At 73.2% G+C, this 13570-nt stretch carries 11 protein-coding genes; 7 read left to right on the forward strand and 4 right to left on the reverse strand.

The window, feature by feature from the left end:
• Positions 1-8: 8 nt before the first annotated feature.
• Positions 9-998 carry an aldose epimerase family protein gene (locus ACI2L3_RS01105; RefSeq protein WP_404750188.1) on the forward strand — a complete coding sequence of 330 codons (990 nt, stop codon included), beginning with the start codon at positions 9-11 and terminating at the stop codon, positions 996-998.
• A 134-nt stretch (positions 999-1132) separates the two neighbouring features.
• Here the strand turns inward: ACI2L3_RS01105 and ACI2L3_RS01110 are convergent, their stop codons facing one another.
• Positions 1133-1522, reverse strand: a complete 390-nt coding sequence (locus ACI2L3_RS01110) for a RidA family protein (protein WP_404750189.1) — start codon at positions 1520-1522, stop codon at positions 1133-1135.
• A gap of 46 nt (positions 1523-1568) precedes the next feature.
• Positions 1569-2387 (reverse strand): NAD(P)-dependent oxidoreductase, encoded by an 819-nt coding sequence (locus ACI2L3_RS01115; protein WP_404750190.1) that lies wholly within the window; start codon positions 2385-2387, stop codon positions 1569-1571.
• A gap of 58 nt (positions 2388-2445) precedes the next feature.
• Between ACI2L3_RS01115 and ACI2L3_RS01120 the strand changes: the two genes are divergently transcribed.
• From ACI2L3_RS01120 to ACI2L3_RS01130, 3 genes are all read left to right on the forward strand, one after another.
• Positions 2446-3438 carry a LysR family transcriptional regulator gene (locus ACI2L3_RS01120; protein WP_404750191.1) on the forward strand — a complete coding sequence of 331 codons (993 nt, stop codon included), beginning with the start codon at positions 2446-2448 and terminating at the stop codon, positions 3436-3438.
• Positions 3439-3583: 145 nt separating this feature from the next.
• Positions 3584-6445, forward strand: a complete 2862-nt coding sequence (locus ACI2L3_RS01125; RefSeq protein WP_404750192.1) for a beta-L-arabinofuranosidase domain-containing protein — start codon at positions 3584-3586, stop codon at positions 6443-6445.
• Between the two features lie 94 nt (positions 6446-6539).
• Positions 6540-7421 carry an aminoglycoside phosphotransferase family protein gene (locus tag ACI2L3_RS01130; protein ID WP_404750684.1) on the forward strand — a complete coding sequence of 294 codons (882 nt, stop codon included), beginning with the start codon at positions 6540-6542 and terminating at the stop codon, positions 7419-7421.
• A gap of 222 nt (positions 7422-7643) precedes the next feature.
• On the opposite strand, the gene ACI2L3_RS01135 is transcribed toward ACI2L3_RS01130, so the two are convergent.
• Entirely contained in the window at positions 7644-8240 is a 597-nt protein-coding gene (locus tag ACI2L3_RS01135) for a TetR/AcrR family transcriptional regulator (protein WP_404750193.1), read from the reverse strand.
• A 126-nt stretch (positions 8241-8366) separates the two neighbouring features.
• Here ACI2L3_RS01135 and ACI2L3_RS01140 point away from each other — a divergent pair, with 126 nt between their 5' ends.
• Both ACI2L3_RS01140 and ACI2L3_RS01145 read left to right on the forward strand, forming a co-directional pair.
• Positions 8367-8648 carry a hypothetical protein gene (locus tag ACI2L3_RS01140; protein WP_404750194.1) on the forward strand — a complete coding sequence of 94 codons (282 nt, stop codon included), beginning with the start codon at positions 8367-8369 and terminating at the stop codon, positions 8646-8648.
• A 68-nt stretch (positions 8649-8716) separates the two neighbouring features.
• Entirely contained in the window at positions 8717-9976 is a 1260-nt protein-coding gene (locus tag ACI2L3_RS01145; RefSeq protein ID WP_404750195.1) for a pyroglutamyl peptidase, read from the forward strand.
• Here ACI2L3_RS01145 and ACI2L3_RS01150 read toward each other — a convergent pair.
• Positions 9934-10755 (reverse strand): EI24 domain-containing protein, encoded by an 822-nt coding sequence (locus ACI2L3_RS01150; protein WP_404750196.1) that lies wholly within the window; start codon positions 10753-10755, stop codon positions 9934-9936. The genes ACI2L3_RS01145 and ACI2L3_RS01150 overlap by 43 nt on opposite strands.
• A gap of 150 nt (positions 10756-10905) precedes the next feature.
• On the opposite strand from ACI2L3_RS01150, the gene ACI2L3_RS01155 reads away from it, so the two are divergent.
• Complete coding sequence (locus ACI2L3_RS01155; protein ID WP_404750197.1) at positions 10906-13494, forward strand: M14 family zinc carboxypeptidase; 2589 nt, start codon at positions 10906-10908, stop codon at positions 13492-13494.
• The last annotated feature ends 76 nt before the right edge of the window (positions 13495-13570 follow it).

Consider the following 13570-nt stretch of genomic DNA (forward strand, 5'->3'; position numbering starts at 1 on the left):
TCTCGATCATGCGCAGTGAACTCTTCGGGACGCTTCCCGACGGCAGCCCTGTCCACCGGTGGACCCTGGAGAGGGGTGGGGTGCGGGTGTGCGTCCTGACGTACGGCGGGATCGTGCAGTCGGTCGAGGCCCCCGGGCGGCAGGGGCGGACGGCCCCGGTGGCGCTCGGTTTCGAGGAGCTCGACGGCTATCTGCGGCATCCGGGGCCCTACTTCGGGGCGCTGGTGGGTCGGTACGCGAACCGGATCGCGGGCGGCTCCTTCGTCCTCGACGGGCGGACGTACCACCTGGCGCGGAACAACGGGCCCAACGCGCTGCACGGTGGCGAGCGCGGCTTCGACAAGCACGTCTGGGACGCGGAGCCCGCGGGCGCGCACGGGGTGCGGCTCTCGCGGGTCTCCCCCGACGGCGAGGAGGGCTACCCCGGGCGGCTCGCGGTCTCCGCGACGTACACGCTGGACGGGGCGGGGGCGCTGCGCATCGCGTACGAGGCGACGACGGACGCGCCGACCGTCGTGAACCTCACCAACCACACGTACTGGAACCTGGCGGGCGTGGGGACGGGGAGCGCGCTCGGGCACGAGCTGCGGATCGCGGCCTCCCGGATCACTCCGGTGGACGGGGACGGGATTCCGACCGGGGTGTACGAGGACGTGGCGGGGACGCGGTTCGACTTCCGTGCGGGGCGCGGGGCGGGCCCCGGCTACGACCACAACTATGTGCTGGACAAGGGGGTCACGGCGGAGCCGGTGGAGGTGGCCGAGCTGTGTGACCCCGTTTCGGGCCGCGTCCTGACCGTCGCGACGACGGAGCCGGGGCTTCAGCTCTATACGGCGGACCACTTCGCCGCGGAGTTGCCCTTCGCGCCCGGCGACGGGATCGCGCTGGAGACCCAGCGGTTTCCCGACTCGCCGCGGCGGACGCACTTTCCTGCTGCGGTGCTGCGGCCCGGTGAGGTGTATGCGTCGGAGACTGTGTACGGCTTCGCTGTGCGGTGACGCTGACGCTGTGTCTGGCGGGGCGGGGTCGTCTGTTCGTCTGCGGGCGTGTGCGGGCTGATCGCGCAGTTCCCCGCGCCCCTCAACGGCACCGCCGGGCTGTCCCCCTTTTTGTCAGGCCCTCAGTGGGGTGTTCAGGCGGGGGTTCCGGCGACGGCGGCGACGACCTCGACCTCGACCAGCGCCCGCGGCGGGACGAGGCGCGCGACCGCGACGGTGGTGCTGGTGGGCGGGGTCCCGGTGAGGAACTCCTTGCGCACGGCCGCGTAGTCGGCGAAGCCGTCCATGTCGGTCAGGAACGTGCGGATGTTGATGATGTCGCCGAGCCCCGCGCCGTGGGCCCCGAGCAGGAGCTCCAGCGCCTCGAAGACGCCGCGGGTCTGGGCCGCCATGCCGTCGCCCTCGGCGCACTGGCCGGAGACGTACAACAGGACGCCGCCGTCGGGGTGTTCGACGCGGGCGACCTGCGAGTAGGGGCCGAAGGGCTGCGGGCCTGCGGCGGGGTTGCCGATGGTGATCTGCACGGTGCGGGCTCCTTGTGCGGGGTGGGGTGGAGTGGGGCGGGGTGCGTCAGGTGTCGCGCCTGGTGCGGATGTGGGTGACGGCGCGGGCGATGTCCTCGTGGACCACGTCCGGGTCGGCGGCAGCCGCCTCGAAGTGGCCCAGCACGGCTTCCATGGCGGGCAGTCGTGCCGCCTCCGTCGCGAGAGCGATGTCCTTGACGGCGAGGTCGCTGCCGAAGTGCACGTCGGTCGCGAAGGCGCGGGCGACGGCGCCGGCGAGCGGCCCGGTGGCGAGGGCGTCCTTGGCGGTGTCCTCGGCCAGGCCGAGCGCGTCGGCGAGCTTCATGGCCTCGGCGACCAGGGCGACCCCGCCGATGACGGCGGTGTTGACGACGAGCTTGAGCGCGGCGCCGGTGCCGAGGGCGCCGGTGCGGGTGACCGGGCCGAAGCGGGCGAGGACGTGTTCGACGGCCGCCGCGTCGCCGCCCGCGAGGATGCCGAGCCGCCCGGCGGCGGCCTTGTCGGTGCTGCCCATGACGGGGGCGTCGACGAGGGTGACGCCGTCCGGGACGCGGCCCGCCAGCTCGTTCACGGTGTCCGGCCCGACGGTCGACATCTCCACCCAGTGGGTACCGGGGCGCAGGGCGGGGACGATGGCGTCGGCGACCTCGCGCACGGCCTCGGGTCCCGCGAGCATCGTGATGACGACGTCGGCCTGGCGGACGGCGTCGGCGGGGGACGCGGCGGCCACGGCACCCTCCGCGACGAGGGCGCCCGTCTTCGCCGGTGTGCGGTTCCAGACGGTCAACGAATGTCCGGCACGCAGCAGTTGACGCGCCATCGGCTCGCCCATGTGGCCGAGACCGAGGAATGCGATCTTTTCCATGGGTCCGACGCTAGGCCCGGCCACGGGATGCGACAAGCGAATGTCTAGCATGCGAGCCATGCCGAACCCGCATACCGGTGATACCGGTGCCGCGCAGGGCCCAGCAGCGCCGCTCCCGTCCGGCCTCCCGCCCGACCTCCCGCCCGACCTTTCGACCGGCTGGCTCCGGACCTTCGTGGAGGTGGCCCGGCACGGCTCGTTCACGGTGGCCGCCCGGGAGCTCGGGTGGACGCAGTCCGCCGTCTCGCGGCAGATCGCGGCGCTGGAGGCGGCACTCGGCGGGGAGCCGCTCTTCGACCGGCTGCCGCGCGGGGTGCGACCGACGGCGCACGGCCGGACGCTGCTGCCGCACGCGGAGGAACTGCTGTCCAGACTCCTCTCACTGGGGCGGGAGTTGACCGCGCTCCGGGACGCGGCGGGCGGACTGCTGCGGTTCGGGGCGTTCGCGACGGCGGACGCGGGGCTCGTGCCGCGGGCGATCGCGGCGTTCCGCGCGCGGCACCCCGGGGTGGCCCTCTCCCGCGAGGAGGGCCTGACGCCCGCGCTCCTGTCCCGGCTCGCGGAGGGCGAGCTCGACCTGGCGGTGGTGTCGACAACGGGCGGCGCACTGCCCGGTGAGGCGTACGAACTGCACCATCTGCTCGACGAGACGCTGTACGTCGCACTGCCGGCGGGGCACGCGCTGGCGGGCGAGCCCGAGCTGCGGCTTCCCCGGCTCGCCGCGGAGGACTGGATCTCCGGGAGCCCACGCGTCGAGGGCTCCCTCCTGGAACCGGCCCTCCGCCACGGCTTCCGGCCGCACGTCGCACACGTCGTCGCCGAGTGGACGGCGAAGCAGGGGTACGTGGCGGCGGGCCTCGGCGTGGCACTCGTGCCCGCGCTCGCGGCGGAGGGCGTACGGCCGGACATCGCACTGGTCCCGATACGGGACGAAGGGGCGCCCCCGCGCAGGGTGTACGCGGCGACGGCCCGGGACCGCGCTCCGGCACCGGCGACGGGGCCGTTCCTGCGGGCGCTCCGGGAGGCTGCGGCCCGGACAGGCTCGTCCTAGCTCTTCACCGTCCGCGTCGTCCACGACGTCCACGTGACGGATGAGGCCAAGTGTGCCGGAATCATTGACGAGTTGCGGTGCCGAACCTAAATTCTGGTCGACTTCCCGAACTGCTTTCGAAATCTCGAACAGAATGAGGTCCCGTATGGCATCCGGCCCCGCCCCCGCCAGACGAACCGTCCTCGGCGCCGCGCTCCTGGGCACGGTGGCGGCGTTCACCCCCGGTGCGGCGGGCGCCGCGCCCCGGCACGTCACCGCCGCCCCGACCGCCCCCACGGCTCCCGCCGTCCCCGTCCCCGCCGCCTGGACCGTGCGGCCCTTCGGGCTCGGCGAAGTGGCCCTCGGCGCGGGCGTCTTCGCCGACAAGCGACGCCTCATGCTCGACTTCGCGCGCGGTTACGACGAGAACCGGCTCGTCCAGGTGTTCCGCGCCAACGCCGGCCTCGGCACGGGCGGCGCGGTCGCCCCGGGCGGCTGGGAGGGCCTGGACGGCGAGGCGAACGGAAACCTGCGCGGCCATTTCACCGGGCATTTCCTCAGCATGCTCGCCCAGGCCCACGCCAGTACGGGCGACGAGGCGTACGCGAAGAAGATCCGCACCATGGTCGGGGCGCTGCACGACGTGCGCGCGGCGCTGCGCGAGGACCCGGCGGTGCTCAGCGTTCCGGGCTGGTTCCCCGGCTCGACCGCCGCGTCGCACGTGCGCGGCTCCTACCGGTACGTCGATCTGCCCGGCGATGTCCTGGACGGCGCCGCCGAGTTGACCTTCGCCGCGTGGGTCAGGCCCGAGCACGCCGACGACTGGGCGCGGGTCTTCGACTTCGGCGACGACACCACCCGCTACCTCTACCTGGCGGCGCGGGGCGCGAAGGGCCGCCCCCGTTTCGCGATCACCACGTCGGGCGCGGGCGGCGAGCAGGTCCTGGAGGGCGCGGCGGCGCTGCCCGTCGGCGAGTGGAGCCACCTCGCCGTGACCCTTGCCGGCGGCACCGGCACCCTCTACGTCGACGGCGTCGAGGCCGCGCGGAACACCGCGATGTCCCTCACCCCGGCCGCCCTCGGCACCCTGCGCGACCACTGGCTCGGCCGTTCCCACTACGCCGCGGACCCCACCTTCGCGGGCGCCTTCGACGAGGTCCACCTGTGGGACGAGGCCCTCGCCCCGGACGCCGTCGCCGAACTGCGCCGGCGCCCCGCCGCCGAGACCGCCGCCGGTGCGGGGAACCTGGCCGCGTACGCCTTCGACGAGACCGAGGGCGGCACGTTCGCCGACGCCTCCGGCCGTGCCCGCCACGCCACTCTGCGGCGCACCTGGGGCGGGCCGAGCCATCCCGGGTTCCTCGCGGCGTACCCGGAGACGCAGTTCATCACCCTGGAGTCGATGACCAGCAGCGACTACACGGTGGTGTGGGCGCCGTACTACACCGCCCACAAGATCCTGCGCGGGCTGCTCGACGCGCATCTCGCGACCGGTGACGCCCGCGCCCTCGACCTCGCCGAGGGCATGTGCGACTGGATGCACTCCCGCCTGTCCCCGCTGCCCGAAGCCACCCGCCAGCGGATGTGGGCGCTCTTCTCCAGCGGCGAGTTCGGCGGCATCGTGGAGGCGATCTGCGACCTCCACGCGCTCAGCGGGAACCCGGAACACCTCGCGCTGGCCCGCCTGTTCGACCTCGACAAGCTCATCGACGCCTGCGCCGCCGGCGAGGACGTACTCAAGGGGCTCCACGCCAACCAGCACATACCCGTCTTCACGGGACTGCTGCGGCTGTACGACGAGACGGGCGAGCGCCGCTACCTCGACGCGGCCCGCAACTTCTGGGAGATGGTCGTGCCACCCCGCATGTACGCCATCGGGGGCACCAGCGACCGGGAGTTCTGGGGCGAGCGGGAGGCCGTCGCGGGCACCCTCGGCGACGCCAACGCCGAGACGTGCTGCGCGTACAACCTGCTCAAGCTCAGCCGGACGCTCTTCTTCCACGACCAGCGGCCGCAGTACATGGACTACTACGAACGTGCCCTCTACAACCAGGTCCTCGGCTCCAAGCAGGACGCGGCCGACGCGGAGAAGCCGCTGGTCACGTACTTCGTCGGGCTGGCACCCGGGCACGTGCGCGACTACACGCCCAAGGCGGGCACCACCTGCTGCGAGGGCACGGGGATGGAGAGCGCCACCAAGTACCAGGACTCGGTGTACTTCACGACGACGGCCGGTGACGGTGACGGCCGGGGCGCTCTCTACGTCAATCTCTACATGCCGTCGAAGCTGACCTGGGCGGAGCGGGGCGTCACCGTCACGCAGACCACCGGCTACCCGTACGAACAGGGCACGACGCTCACCGTCCGGGGCCGGGCCGCCGCCTTCGAGCTGCGCCTGCGGGTGCCCTCCTGGTCGGCCGACGGCTTCACGGTCGAGGTCAACGGGCGGCCGGTGACGGGCGATGCGCGCCCCGGCGGCTACTTCTCCGTCACCCGCACCTGGCGGGACGGCGACACCGTGCGCGTCGCGGTCCCCTTCCGGCTGCGCACCGAACAGGCCCCCGACGACCCGCGCGTCCAGACCCTGTTCCACGGTCCGGTGGCGCTGGCGGCCCGCGACGCCCGCAAGGAGCTGCTCCGGATGGGCCTGCACCGCAACACCGCGCTCTCCGGCGACCTGCTGCCCACGTTCACCCCCGTCCCGGGCCGACCGCTCCACTTCGCCCTCGGCGAGATCGAGTTCGCCCCCTTCGCCGAAGGGACGGAGCACCCGACCCACGTCTACTTCCGGCGGGACGAGCCGCGCGTGGTCTTCGGCGGCCTGGACTCCGGCGTCGCCAACCCCGCCAGGACCGGCGGCCGCACCCTGCTCGACGAGGTCTGGGCCGCCGCGCCGTTCCGCGACAAGGGTGCGCTGGTCGCGCACGTAGGGGCCACGACGAAGAAATGGGTGGCCGACGGGCTGCTGAGTGCCGCCGACCGGACGACGGTGATCGGGACGGCGCGACGGGCCACCTACGTGCGGTGAATCGGTGCGTCCATGAATCGGGTTGACCCGGGGCTCGCATGCCCGCTTCCATGCGGGTCCGGGCCGACGAGGGAGACATGTGAGCAGCGGGAAGATGCACGCCGACGAAGCGGACATCGACGAGGGGCTGGTGCGGCGGCTGGTCGCAGGACAGTTCCCCGCGTGGGCCGGGCTCTCCGTGGAGCGCGTCGACTCGGCCGGGACGTCCAACGCCATGTACCGGCTCGGCGCGGACATGGTGGTGCGGCTGCCGCGGATCGCGGGCGCCGCGGAGGACGTGGAGCGGGAGCAGGTGTGGCTGCCCCGGCTCGCGTCCGCGCTGCCCGTCGCCGTGCCGGTGCCGCTGGGGAAGGGGCGGCCGGGGGCGGGATACCCGTACCCCTGGTCGGTGTTCCGGTGGCTGGACGGCGCGACGCCCGACCCGGGGCGGCCCCTCGCGGAGCCCGCCCTGTTCGCGAAGGACGTCGCGGAGTTCGTGACCGCGCTGCGTGAGGTGAGTACGGCCGGGGCGCCCGCCGCCTACCGCAGCGACCCGCTCGCCGGGCGCGACGCCGACACGCGGGCGGTGCTCGCCGGGCCGGCCGGGCTCGTGGACCAGCGGGCGGCGACCGCCGTGTGGGAGGACGCGGTGCGTGCCCCGGCGTGGGAGGGGCCCGGCGTGTGGGTGCACGGTGATCTGCAGCCGGGCAACGTCCTGGTCGACGGCGGCCGCCTCGGCGCCGTCATCGACTTCGGCTGCATGGGCACGGCCGATCCCGCGGTCGACCTGATCGCCGCGTGGTACCTGATGGACACCGAGGCGCGGCACGCCTTCCGCACCGCGCTCGGGCCTGCCGCCGACGACGCCATGTGGGCGCGCGGCCGGGGCTGGGCCCTGACGATCGCCGCCACGGAACTCGCGTACTACCGGGAGACGAACCCGGTGATGGCGAGCACCGCGCGCCGGGTCGTGGCCCGCCTGACGAAGTCCCCCTGAGGACCGGAGTCCGAGCGGCACGTTCCCGTGCCGCTCCCCGAACATGAGCAGCCGACCCACCAGCCTCACGACGCCCCGTCGGGGCAGGACCACCAAGCCCGCCGCTCCGCGGCGGATGTATCCCACCCACCCACCCGTTCGCCCCGCGACGCAACTGCCAGGTAGGAGCAGTGGGCAGGGCCGGGAGCCCCCACCGGGCCGCAGTCGCGCAACCCTCCCGTCCTACACCGCCAACCCCTCCGCGTACCTCCTCAGCACCCCCCGCGCCGACCCCGCCGTGTGGTGGCCCGCCAGGACCTGTGCGGTGAGGCCGTCCGTCAGGGCCACCAGGGTGTGGGCCTCCGTGGACGGGTCGAGGCCGGGGCGCAGCTCGCCCGTGTCCTGGCCGTAGCCGATCAGCCAGACCAGGAGTTCGTGGAGTTTCGCGTACGTGTCGCGCAGCACCGTCGCCAGCTCCCCGCTCACCGCCGCGTGTGCGACGAACGCCCCCCAGACCCGCGCCTCCGCCGCGTCCTCCGGCTCGACGAGCGCCATCGCCGACAGCGTGCGGTCCAGCAGGGTCACGGCCGACTGCGGGGTGCCGGACGCCGCGATGCGCGCCTTCGCGCGGTCGCCGATCCGCTGCGAGATGCCCTCCAGGGCGAAGAGCAGCATCTCGTCCTTCGTCCGGAAACAGCGCTGGACCGCCCCCATCGACACCCCCGCCTCGGTCGCCACATCACGCAGGCTGACGGCCTCCATCCCGGAGCGGGCGATCAGGACGCAGACCGCCTCGGCGATACGGGCGCGGCGGTCCTCGTAGTCGACCTGCTTGGGCATGGTGCGGGCGCCTCTCCTCGGGACCGATGCGGTTGCATCATATCCCGCGCCCAGGCATGATCTGATGCGACCGCATCGGAAAAAGCGGTGCCGCGGAGGCGCCGCATTCGGGGAGATGAGCCACACATGTCCAGCCAGAGGTCCAGCCAGAACCAGAAGACGACAAGCGGGAAGAGCACCGGGAAGCACACCGGCACCGCGGGGCTCCTCGCCCTCTTCGGGGTCATCCTGCTCGTGCAGGGATTCGGCTCCGCGATCACGGAGTCGGCGTGGGACACCTCGTTCGGCGTCTCCGCCGTGCTGCGGAAGGCCGGCGCGCCGGGCTGGACCGACCTGGTGGTCGGCGCGGCCGGCTGCGCGCTCCTCGCGGCGGCGGCCCGCGTCCGCCTGATGCGCAAGGCACCGTAGGCACCGTAGCGCTCGCCCCACACGCCCCGCGATACTTCCGCCACCTCACCCGTCACGGAAGGACTCGCGTGCTCTCACGTTTCGGCACCTTCGGCGCCCTCGGCGTCGCCGCCCTGCTGGCCGGGCTCACCGCGGCCCCGGCCCCCGCATCCGCCGCCCCCACATCCGCGGGGCGGGCCGCCCCCACCGCCGAAGAGGCCCGGCTCGGCCGCGCCGCCCCCCAGGAGATCCTGCGACGCAGCGGATTCGACGCGGTGGCGCCGGAGTTCGCCGCGGCGCTGGGCCGGGCCCGCTCCTACGACCAGGCCCGGCGTCTGGTCGTACGCGAAGGGCAGTCGCTGTGGCGGCGGGCGGTCGACCGGGCGCAGGGCAAGGGACGGACGGCGGGCCTCAGCAAGGACGACGACCGACCGCTGTACTGGGCTCGGCTCGGGATGACGCGGGAGCTGCGGCAGTGGGAGCCCGCCCGCTTCCGGCTGAGTGAAGGCCAACGGGCTGCTCTGATGGGCGGGTTGGAGCGGAGTTCACGCGGGCAGGACACCGTCCGCCACCCCGCGGGGCAGCACATCAAGCGCGTCCTCGTCACCGGCTTCGACCCGTTCACGCTCGACCGTGACGTCCGGATCAGCAACCCGTCGGGCGCCGCCGCGCTCGCCCTGGACGGCACGACGATCCGGACCGCCGACGGGCCCGCGCGCGTCGAGGCGGTGGTCTTCCCGGTCCGCTGGGAGGACTTCGCGGACGGGGCCGTGGAGAAGGCGCTCCGCCCGCATCTGCCGCGCGTCGACCTCTTCACCACCATCAGCCAGGGCCGCGTGGGACGGTTCGACATCGAGCGGACCAACGGCGCCTGGCGCGGCGGCTTCCCCGACAACGAGAACCTGTCGCGGACCGGGACCGTCCCGGTGCGCGACCCCGCCACGCAGCCCCAGTGGACGTCGACGACGCTCCCGTACAAGGAGATCGTGGCCGCGGAGACCGGCCGTTTCCCCGTGTACGACAACACGTCGGTGACCGAGATACCGGCGGGCGGCGGCGAGCCCGTGGTCCGGCCGGACGGGCCCACCGAGGGGTCGACGGCGCGGGCGGGCGGCGGCGGGGACTACCTGTCGAACGAGATCGCCTACCGCGCGACGCTGCTGCGGGACCGCCTCGGGCTGCGCGACCGGCTGCCCGGCGGCCATGTGCACACGCCGGTCCTGCAATTCGGGGCGGGGAACACCGACCCGGCGACGGGTGCCGTCACCGATCCCGAGTTCGTGCGGAACCGGCTCGACATCATCGCTCAGGTGCGGGGGATCCTGCGGGCGGCCGCCTCGTCGTCCTGACCACCGGCCGCGCCGGCACGTGAGCCGTCGCCGTTCCCGCCGTTCTCGCCCAGCAGGTCCCGTGCCATCAGCGTCGCGCCCGCGACCGCGCCCGGCATCAGGAACACCGCGACGAACGGCACCAGGAAGGCGACGGCGAGCGGCGTCCCGAAGCCCCAGGCGAGGCTCTTGCGGGAGCGCAACAGGGCGAGCCGGTCGCGGAGTTCGATGCCTCGGCGCTGCATGGCGACCGCGGTGAGCTCCTCGACCAGGAAGAAGCCGGTCACGCAGAAGCCGATCACGGGGACGACGGTCTGGCCGGCGACCGGGATGAAGCCGAGCGCGAAGAGCAGTACGCCCCAGCACAGCGCGCGCACGACGATGCGCAGGCTGTCCCTCGCCGAGATCCACAGGTCACGCCAGAGCGGCAGGCCCGACTCGGGGGCGTGGCCGCACTCGGAGATGTCGACCTGCTCGGAGAGCTTCTCGTAGAAGGGGTCGCCGATGAGCAGCGTCACCGCGGTGAAGGTGAGGACGGAGAGCAGCAGCGCGAGGGCGAAGAGCAGGGCCGTCAGGAAGCCGCGGAACAGGCCGGACCAGGGCGAGGACCAGTCGTCGGCGAACGGCGTGGCCCAGCCGACGAGGTCGCCGCCCCACAGGGCGAGCGACACGAGTGCGCCCGCGTAGAGGACGAGTGTGATGAGGCCGGGCAGCAGCCCCCATCCGTACTGCTTGCCGTGCTGGGCGACCCAGCGCTGCCCCTTCATCAAGTAGCCGAAGCCCAGACCCAGATCGCGCATGCGGCACACCTTAGCCGCAGGTGGGCGGGGGTTTGTCCGGCGGCGGTCGGCAGGACTGTCACAGGTGGTGCACAGCTGTGGAACAAGGCCCTCTTGTTGAACGGGAGTTGAACCGGTAAGACCTCGCTTACCGATCTCCCGGAGGTACGTATGGGTATATCCCGGCCATCCAGACCCGTTCTGCTCACCACCGCCGCCACCGCGGGCGCGCTGGTCCTCACCGCGCTCGCCCCGGGCAGCGCGACCGCGGACCCGACGCCGCGCCCCGCCGTCCGCGAGGGCTCGCCGCTCGGCGCCGACCGGGCCGCCGAGGCGCCGGAGGGAGCCGCGGAACGCGCCCTGGAGGGCACCCCGGCCCCGCACCTCGGCAGCGACAAGGGCCGCGGCGGATACCCGCGCGAGCGGAAGCTCACCGCACCTCCGGAGAATCCGGCCGACAAGTCGATAAAGCTGGGGCTCACGCCGTACCACGGCATAGCCCCGAAGCTGAACGCCCTGCAGCGCGTCGGCGACCGCGTGAGCGTGGAGATCGCGGGCCGTTCCGCGGGCGGACACCAGCTCTACCTGGTGACGGTCACCGCGCCCGAGTCCGCGCGCGAGACGGCACGGCAGGAGCGGATGCGGGAGCGAATAGAGGACTTCCCCGCGGCCGCCGCCGAGGACAAGACGATCAAGTCCTCGTACAAGACGCCCGTCTTCATCAACAACAACATCCACGGCAACGAGTGGGAGGGCACCGACGCCGCCCTGAAGCTCATCGAGAGACTGGCGAAGGCGAAGGACGGGAAGAGCCGGTCCCTGCTCGCGCACAACCGCCTCTACTTCAACATCACCGCCAACCCCGACGGCCGCATCGCGGGCACCCGCGCCAACGCCAACGGCTTCGACCTCAACCGCGACTTCATCACCGCCTCGCAGCCCGAGACCCGCGCCGTCCGGCAGATCGCCGTCGCCAAGCAGCCCGCGGTCATGCTCGACCTGCACGGGTACGTGAACGGCACGCTGATCGAGCCGACCACTCCCCCGCACGGCGAGAACTACGAGTACGACCTCTTCCTCAAGAATTCCTACGCCAACGCCCTCGACATGGAGGCCGCCGTCAACGGCCTCGGCTACACCGAGGAGAAGGACGGCGTGCTGCCCGCGGTCATCCCCTTCCGCGACCAGGAGGAGGGCTGGGACGACTGGCCGCCGATCTTCACTCCGCAGTACATGCCGTTCCACGGCGCGGTCGCGACGCACACCATCGAGTTCCCGATGCAGGTGAACAACGCGGAGTACGACAAGCAGCCGGTCCCGGAGCTGCGCCGCAGGGCCGCCGTCAACGTGGACATCGCGGGCGCGGCGATGCGGGCGGCCATCGACTTCGCCGACAGCCGCCGCGCCTCGCTGATCGCCGACCAGATCGAGGTCTTCCGGCGCGGCGCGACGGGCGCGGAGCAGGTGCCGGTCTCGGAGGAGACGGTGCCTGGGGTGCCGGGGATCGGGCCCGAGGACGTGTACACGACCGAGTTCCCGCGCGCGTACGTCATCCCAGCGGGCGGTTCCGCGGGCGGGCGCGGGCAGCGGTCCGCGACGGCGGCGGCGCGCCTCGTCGATCATCTGGTCGCCAACGACGTGCGCGTGGAGCGTGCGCGCCACGGCTTCCGGCTCGGCGGGCGGACGTACCCGAAGGGCTCGTACGTCGTCGACATGCACCAGCCCAAGCGCGGCCTGGCCAATGTGATGCTGGCCGACGGGCGGGACATCAGCGACAAGGTGTCGACCATGTACGACATCTCGGGGTGGAGCCTCGGCCGGCTGTGGGGCGCGAGCGTGGACGCCGTCAAGAGCGGTGATCTGGACGGCGTGCACACGCGCGAGGTGCGTGCCGCTGCCCGGGTCGGGTATGTGGCGCCCCGCGGGAACCTGCGGCTGCGGCTAGACGACCCGCGCGAGGTGGCGGCCCTCAACTCCCTCCTGGAGCAGGGTGTTTCGGTACGCCGGGATCGTGACGGGAGCGCCGTCCTGCCGTCGCCCGCGCGGCGTGCCGCGACCGCCGTCGCGAAGAAGTACGACGTGGCCTTCGACGCCACGAAGGCCGAGGGCGGCGCCGCGCTGCACCGTACGCGGGTCGCGGCGGCCGTCACGCCGGGCGAGCTGTTCGCGCTGCGGGAGATGGGCTTCGACGTCGTGCCCGTGTCGACGGCCGTGCTCAACTCCGGCTTCGACTGGAAGAGGGCGGACGTACTCTTCGTGTCGGCCGGACTCGACCACGACAAGCTGAATCAGGCGGCCAGGACCGGCCTCGGCCGGTTCCTCGCCGGGGGCGGCGGCCTGGTCGGGCGGGGTGCGGCGGGAGCCGCGCTCAACGCCGACGCCGGGCTGCTCGCCGTGAAGGCCGTCGAGGGCAACGGCGACGCCAACGGCGTGGTCCGGGTGGCCAACGCGGGCGGCACGGTCACCGGCGGGGCGCCGGACCACAGCTTCGTCTACTCGCCGTCGTGGTTCACCGACCTCGGCCCCGGTGTGCGCGTGGAGCAGAAGTACGGCAGCGGCAACCCCCTCGTCTCCGGGCACTGGCGGGCGCTGGAGGACGGCACCGGAGGACCCGCGGACGCCGCGGGCCGCGCCGCCGTCGTCAGCGGGCGGGACGGGGCCTCGGAGGTGGTGCTCTTCGGTACCGAGCCGCTCTTCCGGGACCATCCGAAGGGGGTCTTCCCGCAGGTCGGCCGGGCGCTGCTGAGCGTCGGCGGATAGCGGGAATGCGCTTGCGGGGCGCGGCGGTTGATCAGGTCGATGCCGCACCGACCAGTCTGCCGCCGCACCCCTGGAG

Source organism: Streptomyces sp. NPDC029674, from assembly GCF_044903205.1.
Classification (GTDB): domain Bacteria; phylum Actinomycetota; class Actinomycetes; order Streptomycetales; family Streptomycetaceae; genus Streptomyces.